Origin of the sequence: Lacinutrix venerupis, from assembly GCF_003663945.1 — a bacterium.
Classification (GTDB): Bacteria; Bacteroidota; Bacteroidia; order Flavobacteriales; family Flavobacteriaceae; genus Lacinutrix; species Lacinutrix venerupis.
Genome location: NZ_RCCH01000005.1, coordinates 202,289 through 220,588 on the forward strand (window position 1 = coordinate 202,289; position 18,300 = coordinate 220,588).

Genomic DNA, 18,300 nt, shown 5'->3' on the forward strand with positions numbered 1-18,300 from the left:
CAAAAATGGTATAATTACTATTTTAATCTAAAATAGCTGCTATTCCCGGAAGTGTTTTACCTTCTAAACTTTCTAGCATGGCTCCTCCACCGGTACTTACATAGCTTACTTTATTTGCAAAACCAAATTGTTTTACTGCAGCAACAGAGTCTCCTCCACCAACTAAAGAAAATGCTCCATTTTTTGTAGCCTCTGCTATAGAGTTTCCTAAAGCAATGGTTCCATTTGCAAAACTTTCCATTTCAAACACACCTAAAGGACCATTCCATAAAATTGTTTTACTATTCATAACTACATTATGAAATTGCTTTCTTGATTCTGGTCCTGCGTCTAATCCCATCCAACCTTCTGGAATAGCAGTAATATCTGATGTTTTAGTATTTGCAGTATTGCTAAAAGCATCTGCTATAATAGAATCTACAGGTAAATGTATGTTTACATTTTTTGCTTTAGCTTGTTTTAAAATGTCTAAGGCCATTTCTAATTTATCGTCTTCAACTAAAGAGTCTCCAATGGTTCCGCCTTGAGCTTTTACAAAGGTAAAGGCCATTCCTCCACCAATAATAATATCATCTACTTTGTCTAATATATTTTCTATTACAGTAATTTTAGATGATACTTTTGCTCCTCCCAAGATTGCTAAAACTGGTCTGTCGTCAGATTTTAAAACCTTGTCTATGCTTTCTATTTCTTGTGCTAATAAATGGCCAAAACACTTTTTTTCTGGAAAAAATTGTGCTACAACTGTTGTAGATGCATGCGCTCTATGTGCGGTACCAAAAGCATCATTTACATATATGTCTCCAAGTTTCGATAATTTTTCTGCAAAATCTTTATCTCCTTTAGTTTCTTCTTCATGAAAACGTAAGTTCTCTAAAATTAAAAGTTCGCCTGGTTTTAAATTTGCTGCAGCTTCCTCTGCTTCTGCTCCCACACAATTTGATACAAATTTTGTTTCGACTCCAATAATGTCTTCAACTTTACTAACTATGTGTTTTAAAGAAAACTCATCTTGCACTCCTTTAGGTCTTCCTAAATGAGACATTAAAATACAACTTCCGCCGTCTTCTAATATTTTTATTAATGTTGGCTTTGCAGATGAAATTCTTGTTGCGTCGGTTACATTAAAATTATCGTCTAATGGCACATTAAAATCTACTCTAATTAAAGCTTTTTGATTTTTAAAATTGAAGTCTTTTATAGTTTTCATATTTATTTTATCTTTTTTAATCTAAATTAACTTTTAATACCCAAGTGTCTCTAAATTTATACTCTTGAATTAATTCTTGTTGTTTTGTAAAGGCTTCTTTTGCACTTTCTGTTTGCAGTACAGCTACAAAATTCCAATTATTTTTTGGATTAGTAATTGTAATTGGTGTATGTCCTTTTTTAATTAAAAATGCTTCCCATTTTCTAGCTCTATAAGGTTCTGAAAACACATTAGTTACCACATAATAGCCATTACTAACACCATTAAAAATTGTTGGTTTTTTTGCAACTAACATTTTAAAATCTTTAGAGTCAAAACCTTTTTTTCCTGGTGGTTTCCATACGTATTTTCTATTGTTTTTTTTAACCTCTGCTTGTGTGGTTCTAATAACTTCTGGCTCGATAGTGGAAACTTTGCTAACAGGCTCTTTTTCTTTTACAACATCTTCAAAAAAATCTTGACTAATTTCTGTTTGAAAAGCAGCAAAATACATATAATATCTATCTGATTTTGTTTTTAATCTTAATGTTGTAGAACTCATATTATTATCTATAATAGAGTTATTGTAGTCTGGTATTTCTAATTCTGCAATATCGAAACCTAATGTGTTTCTACTGCTTGGAATACGGTCTGTATTAACTAAACTGTTATTTGTAATACTGCTATTAAAAAAGTTTTGCTGGTACCTTGATCCATTACTAAGTGACTGGTAAGAACCATCTCTTTTAATTATTGCACACTCGTCTTGTAGTAATGTTAAATCTCCTTCTAAAGCAGAAACTACAAGCGATGTTTTAACATCTCCTTGATCTACTGCTTTAAAATTTCTAAAAGTAATGTCTACTGGTAGGTTATTTACTAAAGCAAAACCATTATAAGATGAAATATATTTTGGGTTATCTGTAGGCGATTGGTAAATAATATAAAGCATCCATCCAGCAGCGCTACCTCCAGAAATATAACCTTGTGAGGCTCTTACATTAGCTACAGTATAGTCTCCATTTTTATCTTGTGCTTCTCTAAGTATTTTTGTAACATCTGCAACACAAACGTAAGGTGAATTTATTGCATGTGTTGGGTTTTCGGCTCCGTCGTAAATAATTTCTCCTGCAATAGTTTGGTATTCGCTATTTGGCGTTTTAAATTTAATTGTATCTATTGCGTGACTATGTCTAAAATCTCCTTTGTATTCGTAACTATCTTTAACCTTTCTTCGTTTTCCTTGCTCTAAGCTATATGTTGCTGTCCAATATAAGGCTGCATAGGTTATTTTTTTTAAATTATCTGGTAGTTTTAATTTAGCAGAACTTGAACTAAAGGTAGATTTGTCGTCGTCGATGTCAATATATTTCATTTTCACATCATCGTTACTTACTGTTATATCATCAAAATCGTTAACCTTATGTTCTCCTAAAATACTGTTTCCTATAACTTTACTATCTCCATAGATATAAAACTCGTTAACCGATTTAAAATCCACACCATCATACTCTAGACTTTGTTTAATAGTCTGTTCTTGAGAATAGCCATTAAAAAAAGCTAAAAAGGAAAAACTAATTAGTAATAAATATTTCATTAATATTATTTTCATTATTATAAAAAATAGCGATACGTTTTATATGCTTCAAATATAGATAAATACTAACAAACGTGTTTGAGTTACACTGTTTAAAATTGAATTTTAAACCGATACTTTACAAAAATAAGTAATTTCCTTAGGCTTAAATTTAAACTATAACAGCTATAAACTATATTTGCCTTATGCTTTTTAGTGAAATAATAGGACAGACACATATAAAAAAACACCTAACTACTAGTGTAGATAATGGTCGTGTACCTCATGCTCAACTTTTTATTGGACCGGAAGGTTCTGGAACTTTACCTATGGCAATTGCCTATGCGCAATATGTTTTATGCTCTAATACTAACGGTAAAAATAATAATGGCAATGAGGCTTGTAATTTAAAATTTAAAAATTTCTCTCATCCAGATTTACATTTTGCATTTCCGGTAACTACTAACGATAAAATTAAAAGACATCCTGTTTCTAGTCATTTTTTAGAAGAATGGAGAGATTTATTAACCAAACAACCGTACGGAAATCTTTTTGATTGGTATAAGCAATTAGGTGTAGATAATAAGCAAGGCCAAATTGGTGTGGATGAAGCTCAAGATATTATAAAATCTTTATCTTTAAAATCTTACGAAGGTGGTTACAAAATAATGCTTATTTGGATGGCAGATAGAATGAATACTGCTGCTGCAAACAAGCTTTTAAAGTTAATTGAAGAGCCTCCAAATAAAACAATTTTTATTTTAATTGCTGAAGAAGAAGAGCAAATAATTAATACCATTAGATCTCGTTGTCAAATATTACACTTTCCACCACTAGCCGAAGTTGATATTAAAAATGCTCTTATAAAAAATTATAGTTTAAATGAAACAATAGCAACAAAATTAGCACATCAAGCTAATGGAAACTATAATAAAGCATGCGATTTAGTATATAGCGATAGTGAAGACACTCAGTTTGAAGACTGGTTTATTTTCTGGATTCGTTCTGCTTTTAAAGCTAAAGGTAACAAAGCAGCTATTCACGATTTAATAAAATGGAGTGAAGATATTGCTAAAACTGGCCGTGAAACACAAAAACATTTTTTAAACTTTTGTTTAGATTTTTTTCGTCAAGCTTTGCTATTAAACTACAATGCAGAAGAATTAGTTTATATGGAAGTTAAAAACGAAAAATTTAAACTTGAAAATTTTGCGCCTTTTGTACATAACAACAATATTTTAGACATTTCTAACGAAATACAAGACGCTATTTACCATATTGAGCGTAATGGTAACTCTAAAATTATTCTCACCGATTTGTCTATAAAATTAACGAGATTACTTCATAAAAAATCAGAATAATGTAATCTTCTAGTAATTGGGTTGTAATTATAAATCCAAAAGTCTTCTCTGTTTATTGTTAAAGCTTCTTTATTACCTGTTTTTCTATATTAATATTTAGTATCCAAACTTGTTCTAAAAATTCGCTTTTAATAAATGCTTTTCTAAGCATGAATACATCGTAAAAATTTTCAGAATTAAAAAGATATACGTAATAATGACCTTTAGATATGTCTTTAAATATTTTTGAATTTACACCTTTTTCCTGAAGCTCTTTTTGATAATTAATAGCATAATCTAAGTCGTATAACAATCCGGCTATTATATAGTATCCTTTTTCGACTCCAGCTATTATATTTGGCTCTTGGTTAAGAATTCTTTTAAATTTTTGAGTTTCGTAAACATAATCTTCTATGGTTAATAATTTCTCATAATTTTCTCTGTTCATTACAAGAGAAGTGTTTGAATATATTGGTTTTTGAAGAGTTATATTTGGCTGATAAATATCTGTTTGTGTAATAGTTACATTATTTTCAGTTTGTTTTTTTTGTAACCATACTGGTAGTGGTTTTTCCTTTTCTATTGTTTTTGTTTTATATGCTTCTGGAGAAGGTAATTGTTTTTCTGATGTAAAAATATCTTGATTAGTTTTATTTACTTTTTGTTTTTCTTGAGGAACAGTTAATTTGGCTATTTCAGTATTTTTTATTTCTTTTTTTAACTGTTTCTTTTTAGTAATTTTTTCCTTTTTAGGTTTTTCACTAACTATTATTTTTGGTTTTTCTACATCTGTAATTTCTATTACTGTATTGTCTTTGTTTTCCTCATAAAAAGTTTTACTTATTTCTGTTTGAAAAGCAGTAAAAAACATATAAAATCTATCGGAATTAGTATTAAAAGCCATTTCAATTTCTGTGGTTGTATTGTCTATTAACGGTTGCGATTCGTTTGGTACATCCATAGAAACAATATCAAAACCTAAGGTGTTTTCGCTTTTAGGAGATCGCTCATTAAAAGCTGTATTACTATAAGTAATTTTACTATTAAAAAAGTTATTTCTAGGCCTATTTTCTGTGCTTAAAAGTGAGAGGCGTTTTGAAATTGGATTAATTAAAATACACTCATCTTCTTTTAATGCAGAGTCACCTTCTAAAGCTGCAAACGTTAAACTTGTTTTTATTTCTCCTTTTTCTAAGGCTTTAAAATTATTAAATTTTAGTTTTAGTGGTTGGTTATTTACATGTGCAAAACCATTGTAAGTAGTAATATATTTAGGATTTTTTGTAGGAGCTTCGTAAATAACATAAAGTAACCATCCTGCAGCGCTTCCTCCAGATACAAATCCTTTTGTTGCCATAACATTTGCTACTGTATACTCTCCATTTACTATATCATTTTTTTGAAGTAGTTTGGTAACATCTGCCATACAAACGTAAGGCGAGTTTAGCCTAAATGAAGTGTTTTTTGCACCATCAAAAAGCACTTTTCCGATAATATTTTTGTAGTCTCCGCTTGGCGTTTTAAATTTTATTTTATGAATGTTCTCTCTATTATTTACACGTTTTCCTTGAAATATAAATTGTCCTGCAGATTCTTTTCTAAAACCTTCTTCATAACTATAAGTTGCAGACCAATATAAAGCGGCATAAACAATTTTGCTGTGATTTTTAGGTAATTTTAAGCTAGCAGAACTCGAGCTAAAAGTAGAGGAATCGTTGTCAATATCAACAAAAACCATATTTATATCATCATTGGTTAATGATGTGTCGTTAAATGGTTTTTTAGCGTCTTTACTTAGTATATTGTTACCAATAACAGCAGCATCTCCGTAAATAAAAAATTCATTTTGAACTTTAAACGGAACTGCTTCTTGGGCATATAAAAACCCACAAAAAGTAAAGACGATGAAACTGATGGTTATGCAGTTTTTCATCATCTTAAAATAGAATAATTAATAGCGTTAAATTATTGATCTAAATATAGGCAATTTATTTTATTGCGCTGAATTCTACGGGATTAATAAACAAAAAAAAACGCTAAATAGTTATTTAGCGTTTTTTAAAAGTGAAAAAGATTAATTACTAATTACTTTTTGTATTTAGAATCTATTTCTTTAATTATAATATCTGATAAATCTGAAGCTTCATCGCCGTATAATACAGTTCCAACAGATTCGTTTGTTCCAAAAATAAATTTATAACCATTTGCTTTACCGTAATCTTCAACAGTAGTTTTCATTTTAGAAATTACAGAATCTAATTCTGTTTGATAAGCTGTTTGCATTTGCTGTTGCTCTGCTTGCATCATTTGTTGAAATTGTTGCGCTTTTGCTTGAAACTTTTGTATTTCTTCTTGTTGTTTACTTTGAGACATTCTAGCTGCCTTTGCTTGAAGTCCTTGGTATTCGGCTTGGTAAGTTTGACCTATACTATCTGCTCTTTTTTTAAAAGCTTCTGTTAAACCATCATATTTAGTTTCGATATCTTTTTTCTCTTGGATATCGTTAATAACTTTTCCATTATCTACAAATCCTATTTTTTGTTCTTGACAAGATGCAAAAGTTACTAATACAATTACTGCTAATATTAATTTTTTCATTTTATAAAATAATTTTCTGTTTGCGCAAAAATAGAAAAGTGGCTATAATAATTATCTAAATTAAAGGAGAAAAACAAACTATAAATATAATTTATACTAAAATATTTTATAAATAATAAATATCTATTAAAATTGCATTATTTTAAGGTGTATTTAAGCCTGTTTTAGAGATTTAACAGTAAAACATATATTAAAACAAAATAAACAGCTTTAAAACGTGTTAAAATTAGTTTTTGTTGTTTTTTATCACATAAATAAGAGAAGAATACTCTCCAGATTGCTTAGCTTTTAAATTTGAAACCAATCCTATAAAAAATGCAGGTATTATTCTTAAAAATGTATTTCTATATTTTTCTGAAAGTAAACTCACGTAATAAGCATCAAAAACCATAGGAAGAGATTTTACTACTATCATTTTTTTTGTAGAAAACAATTTAATAATAGATTCCTTAGAAAAATGCCATAAATGTCTTGGCACATCATAAGCAGCCCAAAACTCTTTATAATATTTTGCATCGAAACTTTTAAAATTTGGTACAGCGATTATTAAAGTTCCGTTAGCTTTTAAAAGCCTTTTTAAAGACGCTATTTGTCTATCAAGATTTGGAAGATGCTCTAAAACATGCCAAAGTGTAATAACATCGAAACTACCATCTTTAAGTTCTTCTATCTTATTAGTATCAAAAATTGAGTTACCACAATTCTCGATTGCAATACTTCTTGCTTTTTCGTTTGGCTCTATTCCAACAACATTCCAATTATTGTTTTTAGCTATTTTTAAAAAAGATCCTGTACCACATCCAATATCTAGTATTTTTTTTTCTTCTGAGTTAAATGAACTAATCAGTTTTAATTTTCGTTTTAAGGAAATATCTCTTATAAAGTGATATGCTTTTTCAAACAAGTTTCGCTTACTATTAGTATGCGAAATATAATCTTCACTTTCATAATATTTAGATAGCTTTTTTAAAGACGGTTGCGGTGTCGTTTCTAAATAACCAAATTCTTTATTTTTTATTAATTGGAATTCTTCTCCAGAAACCGAAAAATCTTTTACCTGCATATTAATTTATTTTTTTTCTAATAATGCTTTTTATTGTTTTTTGTAATACAATATTCTTTAAGAAATACATCTTTGTAGTATTATTATTTCCAATAGGAATAGATTTATACTATATATAAAACTCATCTTAAAATTGCTCTTTATTTAAATATTTCAAATAAATTCTATAATTGAATATTTAGAAAAATTCCTAATGAAAGAATATAAAAAAGAAAAATTAATTTAACGTTCCACGTGGAACGTTAAATTAATTGCTAAATTTTTACCTTCCCATATACACTAAAAGCACAGAAATATCTGCAGGAGAAACACCACTTATTCTCGATGCTTGAGAAATTGTAACTGGTTGAATTTTGTTTAATTTTTCTCTTGCCTCTAAGCTCATAGATTGCAATTTTGAATAATTAAAATTAGGAGGTATTTTAATATTTTCTAATCTATTTAATTTGTCTGCATTATTCTTTTCCTTATCAATATATCCAGAGTATTTTACCTGAATCTCGGCTTGCTCTATAATTTCCCTATCTAAATTATGCTCTTTAATATAATCGTCTACAGATTTAATTTTACGCATATCTTCAATAGTAATATTTGGTCTTGCAAATATTTTATGCATTTTACCTTGCTGTTTTACACTAGCCGAGTTCTTAGATTCTAAAATAGGATTTGCTTCTTCTTTAGTGACACTTGTGTCTTTAAAAAACTGAACAAATTTTTCTGAAGCTTCACGCTTCTCCTCCATTCTTCTTAATCGTTTTTCGCTAGCTAAACCTAAATCATAAGCTCGAGGTGTTAATCTAAAATCGGCATTATCTTGTCTTAATAGAGTTCTATATTCTGCACGAGACGTAAACATTCTATAAGGTTCTTCTGTTCCTTTTGTAATTAAATCGTCTACAAGAACTCCTATATATGCTTCGTTTCTTTGTAAGATAAACGGATCTTTTTCTTGCACTTTTAAAGATGCATTTATTCCAGCCATTAAACCTTGCGAAGCAGCTTCTTCGTAACCTGTAGTGCCATTAATTTGACCAGCAAAATACAATCCATCTACTAACTTAGTTTCTAATGTATGTTTTAATTGTGTAGGTGGAAAATAATCATATTCTATTGCATAACCAGGTCTAAAGAACTTTACGTTTTCAAAACCAACAATAGAACGCATCGCTTTAAACTGAACATCTTCTGGTAAAGAAGTAGAAAAACCATTTATATACATTTCTACAGTATTCCAACCTTCAGGTTCAACAAATAATTGATGACTATTTTTATCTGAAAATCTATTTATTTTATCTTCAATACTTGGGCAATATCTTGGTCCTAAACTTTTAATTCTACCATTAAACATTGGAGAACGATCGAAACCTTCGCGAAGCAAATCGTGAACCAATTCACTTGTGTGCGCCATGTAACATGATCTTTGATTCTCTAATGGTTTTGTTGAATCTAAAAAAGAGAATTTTTCTGGAATTTCATCACCAGGTTGCTCTGTCATTTTAGAAAAATCTAAAGAACGACCATCTACTCTTGGAGGTGTTCCTGTTTTCATTCTACCAGATTCGAAACCTAAATTTACAAGCTGTTCTGTAATTCCTGTAGCAGCTTTTTCTCCTGCTCTACCACCACCAAAATTTTTATCACCTATATGAATTAAGCCATTTAAAAAAGTTCCATTTGTTAAAACAACAGACTTCCCTTTTACTTCGATTCCTAAAGATGTTTTTACTCCTACTATTTTTCCGTTTTCAACTATTAACCCAGAGACCATTTCTTGATAAAAATCTAAGTTCTTAGTATTTTCTAAAAGCATTCTCCAATCTTCTGCAAAACGCATTCTATCACTTTGCACTCTTGGAGACCACATTGCAGGCCCTTTAGATTTGTTTAGCATTTTAAATTGTATAGCAGACGTATCACTTACAATTCCGCTATAACCACCAAGCGCATCAATCTCTCTTACAATTTGTCCTTTAGCAATTCCTCCCATAGCAGGATTACAAGACATCTGTGCTATGTTTTGCAAATTCATGGTAATTAACAAAGTTTTGCTTCCCATATTTGCAGCAGCAGCAGCAGCTTCACTTCCTGCGTGACCTGCTCCAACAACAATAACATCGTAAATTTCGTTAAACATAATTTCTTTCTTCTTAAATTTAGCTACAACTACACCTGTAACTACAGAATTATCTTTTTTAGTGTTCCACGTGAAACAATTAAGCTTTCTTTCAATTTAAAATACAATGTTCCACGTGAAACATTATATTATTAAAATAAAAAAGTCTGCAAATATACTACGAATTAATGAATTCTATATAAGTGTATTAAGATAGAAGTTTTCTTTATCTCGCATCTGCTTTGCTTCAATATCTGTTTTATCTTTATACCCACAATAATGAAGAATTCCATGAACAATAACACGATGGAGTTCTGTTTCAAAAGAAACTTTAAAATCTTTTGCATTATCCTCTACCCTTTCTGTGGAAATAAAAATATCTCCTTGTAGCTTTTTTCCTACCGAATAATCAAAGCTAATAATATCTGTTAATGTATCATGATTTAGAAAATCTACATTTAGTTTATGTAGGTAATCATCATCACAAAAAACATAGTTTATTTCATCCTCCTTACAGTTTTCGTTGAAAATAACAGAAGATATCCATTTTGAAATTTTAGCTTCATTAACAAGCTTAAAATCGTTTTCGTAGTTAAAACTAATCATTCTTTTCTTTAAAGTATTCTTGTACTTTTTGTTTATAAATTTGTTGCAAAGGTAAGGCTTGCTTATTCAATATTTCGGTTGTATTAAAATATTCTTTTGCTTTAGGAATTTGATTGTTTGTAGTATTTGAAAAATCTTTTTTATTTGTTTCAGATTTACGTTTTGTATCCTGACCTTGCTCTAATGTTGCCTTTTCAAGTTTTAATAATTGATGTTGCAAATTCATCATTTTGGATAAAGTTTCGTTTGTAAAACCGCCATTTATAAGATTATCTTCTACATCTTCCATTTGTTTTAGTAATTGCTTTGCATTTGCAGGAATACCTTTTCCTAGTTTTTCATCCATAGCAAGTTTATTTTCTAAAGCTTGACGTATTAATTGTTGTTGTTGGTAAATTTTATATAATTCTCCATTTATATCTTCACTAAATCCATCGTTTCCATCTTGTCCTTCACCTTTACCTCCTCCATTACCTTCTCCTTTTTCTTCACCTTCACCTTTTCCGTTTTTTCCCTTCTTACCATTTTTTCCACTTTCTCCATTCTCTCCGTCTTCGCCATTTTCACCAGGTTTTTTACCTTTACCTGGCTTCTCACCAGGTTTATCTCCAGGCTTTTCTCCAGGTTTCTCGCCACCTTCACTTTGCGGCTTTCCGCTTTTGCCTTTTTTTGTACCTTCTTCCATTTGTTTATTGAGTTCTTCTTGACTCATAATAATATCGGGAAGTGGCATACCGCCTTCTCCTTTACCTTTTCCTAACGATGGCATTGCCATAGCATTTTGCATTTGGTCTAAAGCATTGCTTAAAAAATCTGCCAAATTATTTGCAGATGTTACTGCATATTGTTGTGAAGATGTTCCTCTATATAAATTATTTTCTGCTAAATCTGCTAATGCTTTATCTATATTAGAATAAACTTCGGAAATTTCTCTATTTACTTTTTCAGAAATTTTTGGTTGACGTAGTGATAATGCAAATAAACTATCATCTACATGTTCAAAATGTGTACGTAATTCTTTTTGCTTTTTTAAATATGTCGCATATTCATTATGGTTAACTTCTATGCTTTTAAACTGCTTCATTACACGCTCTTCATCAAAAGAAAAAAGGACTAAATTATCTAAAATTTGTCGTAAGGTTTCTATATCTTCTTGTAAAGCTTCTTGTCCTCCTTGAGACATTTGTGCTTGCATTTTCATGCTCATTTCTTTCATTTTTTGGGCAGCACCTTTTTGATTTTTTTTAGCTTTTGAATTTTGACTTTGCTTCTGCTCTTCAGTTTGAGATTGTTCTTTTTTATCTAATTCTTCTGTAGCTTTTTCTTGATCTTGTGCTACATTCTCTTCTTTATTTTCGTCTCGTGGTAAATCTATTGGTTGTTTTAATTGTTTATTATCCTTCTCAAGTTCGTCTAATTGTTTTTGTATGTCTTTAAACTTTTTATTTAATTCCTCTTGCTTTTCTTTTGTATTCTCTTTTGGGTCTTTATTTGCAAGTTTATCTTGTTCTTTTGCAAGCTTATCTAATTCATTTCCAATTTTTTCCATCTTTTTATTAACGTAATATCTTTTCGTTAATTCAAGCATTTGTTCGAGACTTCTTTTTTGATTTTTTGCTTTTTGAGCAAGTTTATCTAACTTCTCTGAGAATTCTTCTTTATTCATTTTCTCGCGAAGTTTCTCTAATTCTTCAAGAAGTTTTTCGTCTTTTTTAAGCTGCTCTTCATTTTCTTTTAAACGCTCTTTTAAATCTTCTTTAAATTGATCTTCTTCTTTATTTTCTTTTTGAAAGTCTTCTAAGTTTTTTTGAAGTTTTTTATTAAACTTCTGCATCATTTGTTCTTGTTGTTTTTGACGCTTTATAAAATTTTCAATTTTCTTTTTATCGTTAAAATTAAGTTCAGATTTTTCTTTTTGTGTTTTAGAGAGTTCTTCTAATTCTTTTTGTTGCTTATCGAATTTTTCTAAAGATTTATTTAAATCTTGAATGGTTTCATTTTGTTCATTTAATTGTTTTTGTTCCTCTTCATCTGCAGTACGTTTTCTATAACTAAACACACTACTTTTAGTGCTTTTATTTTTATTAACTGCATCATTATCGAAAACTTCAAAATATAAATTATAACTCGTACCTTCTTTTATTTCTAAATTATTAGGAAAAGCACTAACAAATTCACTAAAATTTGAACCCGAAATTGGTATACGCTCTATTTTTTTATCCTTCTCATTTTCGCTTGGATAATAAACTAATTGTAATTTATTTAAACCATAATCGTCGCTAACTTTACCATAGAAATATAAAGATTGTTGGTCTAAAGAATCTATTTTAGATTGTAATTTAAGCTCTGGATATTCATCACGAACTACTTGAATGTTAAAGGATAAACTTTCGTAATCTTTTAGTTGCTTGTTACTTGTTGCAATACTATAATCTAAATTATTATATACTCTTTTTTGTACAGAAAACTTGTTGTTTTCTATGGTATTAAATTGTATTGTATCGTTTGCATAAAGTGTAGCATAATTTGTTGCTTTTGTATTTAATTTCCATGTTATATTAGTTCCTGCTGGAACAATGGCATTACCTGTGCTTTTTAATACCTCATCTCGTTTATTTGTATAGTTTGGATAGTTTAAAACCATATCAAAACTTAATAGTGTTGGTACTGGAGCAACAGAAACAGTATAAGGTTTAGATGTTACATTATTAGCAAATAAATTAAAAGTTATATTGTTTTTAGGTTGCTCGAAAACATACTCAAAAGCTCCTGCTCCACGTTGTTGTAAATAATATGTTTCGTTGTTAAAAGTAATTTGTGCAGTTTCTGGTATTACATCGCCAGCAGTTTTTACAATTAATCTAAACTCCTTATTTTCAACAGCCTGTAAGCTTTCGTTTAATACAAAAAATTGAAAAGGAGCTGGTGGCTCATAAGCAGTTTGATAATTAACTACACGTTCATAACTATCGCTAAACCAATTTAATTTACCTGAAACTGCTGTGATTAATATTATTGCTAATGGAATAGCAGCATATTTTAAATATTTAGTGTTTTTCTTAAAATTAATAGCGAGCTTAAATGGTACTGGCGTTAATTCGGAGGATTTTTGATTAATACTTGCTAATAATAACTCTGAGTCCGAATTAGAGCTTTTAAGTTGTAAAACATTTAATAATTTATCGTTAACTTCTGGAAAATGACTACCAATTATTAACGAGGCATCTTCGTAATTTATCCCTTTTTGAAGTTTAAATAATTTTGCTAACGGAATAACTATAAACTTAATAAAAAGCGCCACTTCTACAGCTATAAATAACCAAAATAAAATTGTTCGAGCGGTAGAATTTAGCCAAAGAAAATGTTCAATTAATAAGGTAATTAACAGATATAACAAACCAATACTAAAAAATAAAATAGCACCTTTAATTAACTCGTTGGTGTAATATTTTTTAATGAATTGCTCAAGTTTAGTTTGTATATTTTTAAAATTGCTCATTAATTTATAAATTCTTTTTTAACAACTACTGCTTAAAACCACTTGTTTACAACTTATAAAACTACAATTTTATTTTTCAAACTCTAATAATTATGTGTTAATTGTATCTTTGTGCACTTAAAACTTAAATTGATGTCTAAAAATGTTCGTGTGCGTTTCGCACCTAGTCCAACTGGACCTTTACATATAGGAGGAGTTAGAACTGCTCTTTTTAATTATTTATTTGCAAAAAAACATAATGGTACTTTTGTATTACGTATTGAAGATACAGACCAAAACCGCTATGTAGAAGGCGCAGAACAATATATAATTGATGCTTTAAACTGGTGTAATATTCCTTTTGATGAAGGCCCAAATAAAAACGAAAAATTTGGCCCTTATAGACAAAGCGAACGTAAAGATTTATACAAGGATTATGCCGAGCAACTTATAGCATCTGGTAATGCATATTATGCTTTTGATACTGCAGTGAGTTTAGATGCACACCGTAAAGACCATGAAGCTAACGGAAAAACATTTATTTACAACTGGCATAACCGTTTAAAACTAAGTAACTCTTTATCTCTTTCTCAAGAAGAAGTAAAAGCTAAATTAGATAATGGTGATGATTATGTTATTCGTTTTAAATCGCCTCAAGACCAAACATTACATTTAAAAGATATTATACGTGGTGATATAAAAATAGACACTAATATATTAGACGATAAAGTGTTATTTAAAAGCGATGGTATGCCAACTTACCATTTAGCAAATATTGTAGACGACCATTTAATGGAAATCTCTCATGTTATTCGTGGTGAAGAATGGTTACCATCTTTAGCATTACATATGCAATTATATACTGCTTTTGGTTGGGATGCTCCAGAATTTGCACACTTACCATTAATTTTAAAGCCAACTGGTAAAGGAAAATTAAGCAAACGTGATGGCGATAAATTAGGTTTTCCAGTATTTCCTTTAGAGTATACATCACCAAATGGAGATGTATCTAAAGGTTATAAAGAAGAAGGCTATTTTGCAGATGCAGTTATTAATTTCTTATCATTTTTAGGATGGAATCCTGGTACAGAACAAGAAATTTTTAGTTTAGAAGAACTTATTACTGCTTTCGATTTAAGTCGTGTAAATAAAGCCGGAGCACGTTTTGATCCAGATAAAACAAAATGGTTTAACCACCATTACATGCAAGAACAAAATAACGATGAGTTAGCCGAAGCTTTTAAAAATAATCATGACGAGTTAAAAGATATCGATGTTAATTACATTGCTATGGTTGTTAATTTAGTAAAAGAACGTGCAACGTTTGTAAACGACTTTTGGGACTTAAGTAGCTTCTTCTTCGTAGCACCAGAAAGTTTTGATGAAAAAGCATCTAAAAAAGCTTTTAAAGACGAAACAAAAGAACTTATGACGACACTTGTTTCAATAATATCTAATATTGAAGAATTTGAAGTAGAAACGCTTCAAAAGGAAATAAAAGGATGGATTACAGGAAACGAAATAGGTTTTGGAAAAGTTATGATGCCTTTACGTTTAGCTCTTGTTGGTGCTTTACAAGGTCCAGATGTTTTTGATATTATTTACATGATTGGTAAAGCAGAAACTATAAAGCGTATAGAAAAAGTAATTTCAGTTTTATAAAATTTAAAATATATATAGAAAAAAAGCGAGCCATTTAGCTCGCTTTTTTATTTATAAATAAATCTAATTTTTACTCTTTAATAAACTTTAATACAGCATCTACTCCATTAAACTTAACAAAGTAAGTTCCTGTAGAAAGATGAGATACATCCATTGTTTTATTAGTAGTATTTATTATTTGGTCTTTAACTTTTTGACCTAACATATTAAATACAGTAACATTATATTCTTCATTTATATTTTTAAAAGTAATAACTCCATTTGTTGGATTTGGGAATATTGAAATTGTATTTACATTAAATTCATCTACACTTAAATTACAAGTATAAGCTGGTAGATTATAGCCTTGTGCAGTAAATCTATTTGTCATGGCTTGAATATCTGCACAAGTATAACCATGAGCTGTTCCCATATCTATTGCCGCTTGCCTTACAGCTATTGCAGCATTTTGTTGGTTAGTACCACTATTAGTCATACCAAGTCCTTCTAAAAAGGCTTTATCTGTTTTTTCACGACCTATATCTTCCCAAATTTCCATTAATGTAGTTGCCCACATTTGTCCATCGGTGTGTATTTGTCCTACTAATCCTCCTGGATATTGTGCTCCGTAAACTGTACTTCTTCCAGGCCAACATGCATTATGTCCATCCCAACCAAAAACCCAATTTCTAGCAGCATCACTTGCAGACCATTGCCCTAAACTTCTTTTATAAGAGTTTGCCCAATAATCTCCACTACCTTCACTTAATCCGTTTACTTGAGATAAACCTCCGTTAGTAATCCAATCGTGTAAACCGTGACCTAATTCGTGTAAAATTACATCGGCATCTTCACCATCATCTACGCAACCTTCACCAAAATTTAAAGTTCCACTAGTATAATAAGAGTTATCTGCACCGTTTGCTCCATGTGGATCGAAACGGATTACACCACCATTTTGAGATGGAGCTAACGTAATACCTAAATCTAAATTAATATAACGCATAGATTTATCTGTATGGTAATATACGTTTGCAGCTTCAAAACCATCTTCTTGTCTATTAAATTCAAAATTGTTTGAAGCTTGAATAAATAAACCTTTATTTGGAGCTGTTAGTTCTGCTATTTGCGTGTAAGGACCTTTTAAAGTATAATTTCCTCCTGATAATTCAATATCTAAAAGTGTAACAGGTGTTCTTGCCGCATCTAAAGCAGCATTAGTAACATCGTTTTCATCTACATATTGTCCGCCATAAGCACTTGTAGTTGCTGTTAATGGATCTGTATCGTATATCATTGCAGTTCCAGAAGCCATCATAATTGAAGAGGTGTTTTTTGTTTTTAATGGAGTTGTTTTGTGTTTTTTATCTTTATATCCATGAGAATAATAAAAAGCAACATCTTTACTACTTAAAATAGCTCCTGTTTGAGCATCTACCATTACCTCCCAAGCTCCAGGTTTAGTATAAGCATTTACTAAAAAGCGGTAAGCAAGTGTTGTTTGGTTATTGCTTTTTATTATAAAAAGTTTCTTTTCTAAATTTACAACATCTTCTAATTCAACATTTAAATTTGTTAAAGCGCTTTGTTGAGCTTCTGTTTGAGAAATACTTGGTATTGTATTTATGGTTTCAATACTAGAATCGTAAGTACTTGCGTGGTATGTTACATTTTTTCTGTTAGATAAATGAACTGTAACTTCTGCATTAAAAACCTGTACACCATTCATCATTTGATAAAAACGAAACGTTTCTCCAGAAGGTCCTACTCTACTAAATTGCATATCTAAAGTATGATTATCTTGAATATTTAACTCATGCTTATTATTTTCTAACCAATTACGAGCAATAGTTTCGCCATCTATTTGCCCAAAAACTATAGATAAGTTAAAAAGCATAAAGTAAAAAAAAAGTAGTTTTTGTTTCATAATTCGTTAATTTATTAATTAATTAAGCACAAGATAGTTACAATTTTTTAAAAAGTAATCATTGCAGAAAAAGCAAACATAGATTGATTTCCTTTAAACTTATTATTATCCTCCATATCTATATTATTGTTAGAGTTTAATGCATTAAGTGTATTTAAAAAACCATAAATATATTGTGCTTTAAATTTTATAATACTAAATCCAGCTGTTAAACCTACCACTCCATTGGCATTAAAATTAGAAATATCTTCAATTTCTTTAGCCGTTAAAGCTGTATAATTGGTTACTAAAAACTGTTCTTGTTGTTCATTTTTTAATTCTAAATCGCTATTATATTGTAGCATTGGTCCAAAATCAAAAGTTAAATAACTTCCTGCAAGTTTTGCGTGCCAAAGAAAAAGAACCTGTGCTGTAAACACTTTATATTCTAATTCTTGGGTTGTAAAATCTAAATTAGAAACTCCAGCAATGCCAAAATTATTTTCTGATAATTGCATGCCATAACTTGCATTATACCATTTATGCGGAATTTCTACAGTTGCACTCATTCCAGCAACCCAACCGTTTCCTTTTGTAGTTTCAAAATTGTCTGTTATAATATCGAATTGTGTAATACCACCAAACAAACCAAAGCCATTTTTAATATCTATATTTCTATGTTGCGAAAAACTTTTTGTAACAAAACATAGTATAAGTGCTACTAATAAGGAAAGTTGTATTCTTTTCATCTTTAATTTGGGTGTTTATGAGCAAATATAGCTTATTTTAG

General features: G+C 29.7%; 12 protein-coding genes. 2 read left to right on the top strand and 10 right to left on the bottom strand.

Going from position 1 to position 18,300, the window contains the following annotated elements; all coding sequences use genetic code 11:
- Positions 1-22: 22 nt before the first annotated feature.
- Entirely contained in the window at positions 23-1,210 is a 1,188-nt protein-coding gene (locus CLV86_RS09160) for a phosphoglycerate kinase (RefSeq protein ID WP_076731564.1), read from the bottom strand.
- Positions 1,211-1,226: 16 nt separating this feature from the next.
- Positions 1,227-2,786 carry a hypothetical protein gene (locus CLV86_RS09165; RefSeq protein WP_121051805.1) on the bottom strand — a complete coding sequence of 520 codons (1,560 nt, stop codon included), beginning with the start codon at positions 2,784-2,786 and terminating at the stop codon, positions 1,227-1,229.
- 185 nt (positions 2,787-2,971) lie between these two features.
- Between CLV86_RS09165 and CLV86_RS09170 the strand changes: the two genes are divergently transcribed.
- Entirely contained in the window at positions 2,972-4,126 is a 1,155-nt protein-coding gene (locus tag CLV86_RS09170) for a DNA polymerase III subunit (RefSeq protein WP_076731565.1), read from the top strand.
- Between the two features lie 58 nt (positions 4,127-4,184).
- On the opposite strand, the gene CLV86_RS09175 is transcribed toward CLV86_RS09170, so the two are convergent.
- From CLV86_RS09175 to CLV86_RS09200, 6 genes are all read right to left on the bottom strand, one after another.
- Positions 4,185-6,038, bottom strand: coding sequence for a hypothetical protein (locus tag CLV86_RS09175; RefSeq protein ID WP_121051807.1), 1,854 nt, complete (start codon positions 6,036-6,038; stop codon positions 4,185-4,187).
- Positions 6,039-6,190: 152 nt separating this feature from the next.
- Positions 6,191-6,703: an OmpH/Skp family outer membrane protein gene (locus CLV86_RS09180; protein WP_076731567.1), complete on the bottom strand. Its 513-nt coding sequence runs from the start codon at positions 6,701-6,703 to the stop codon at positions 6,191-6,193.
- Positions 6,704-6,929: 226 nt separating this feature from the next.
- Positions 6,930-7,766 carry a class I SAM-dependent methyltransferase gene (locus CLV86_RS09185; protein WP_121051809.1) on the bottom strand — a complete coding sequence of 279 codons (837 nt, stop codon included), beginning with the start codon at positions 7,764-7,766 and terminating at the stop codon, positions 6,930-6,932.
- Between the two features lie 262 nt (positions 7,767-8,028).
- A complete protein-coding gene (gene mnmG, locus CLV86_RS09190) occupies positions 8,029-9,900 on the bottom strand; it encodes a tRNA uridine-5-carboxymethylaminomethyl(34) synthesis enzyme MnmG (protein WP_121051811.1) in 1,872 nt (623 codons plus the stop codon).
- A gap of 174 nt (positions 9,901-10,074) precedes the next feature.
- The gene (gene ybeY / locus CLV86_RS09195; protein ID WP_121051813.1) at positions 10,075-10,485 is read right to left on the bottom strand and encodes an rRNA maturation RNase YbeY; all 411 of its coding nucleotides are present in this window, start codon (positions 10,483-10,485) and stop codon (positions 10,075-10,077) included.
- A complete protein-coding gene (locus tag CLV86_RS09200) occupies positions 10,478-13,984 on the bottom strand; it encodes a DUF4175 family protein (protein ID WP_121051815.1) in 3,507 nt (1,168 codons plus the stop codon). The genes ybeY and CLV86_RS09200 overlap by 8 nt, the downstream gene beginning before the upstream one ends.
- A gap of 132 nt (positions 13,985-14,116) precedes the next feature.
- Between CLV86_RS09200 and gltX the strand changes: the two genes are divergently transcribed.
- Positions 14,117-15,625: a glutamate--tRNA ligase gene (gene gltX, locus CLV86_RS09205; protein ID WP_121051817.1), complete on the top strand. Its 1,509-nt coding sequence runs from the start codon at positions 14,117-14,119 to the stop codon at positions 15,623-15,625.
- 70 nt (positions 15,626-15,695) lie between these two features.
- Here gltX and CLV86_RS09210 read toward each other — a convergent pair whose 3' ends face one another.
- Both CLV86_RS09210 and CLV86_RS09215 read right to left on the bottom strand, forming a co-directional pair.
- On the bottom strand, positions 15,696-17,531 hold the full coding sequence (locus CLV86_RS09210) for a T9SS type A sorting domain-containing protein (protein ID WP_121051819.1): 1,836 nt from the start codon (positions 17,529-17,531) through the stop codon (positions 15,696-15,698).
- A 47-nt stretch (positions 17,532-17,578) separates the two neighbouring features.
- Positions 17,579-18,259 carry a hypothetical protein gene (locus CLV86_RS09215; protein ID WP_121051821.1) on the bottom strand — a complete coding sequence of 227 codons (681 nt, stop codon included), beginning with the start codon at positions 18,257-18,259 and terminating at the stop codon, positions 17,579-17,581.
- Between the last annotated feature and the right edge of the window lie 41 nt (positions 18,260-18,300).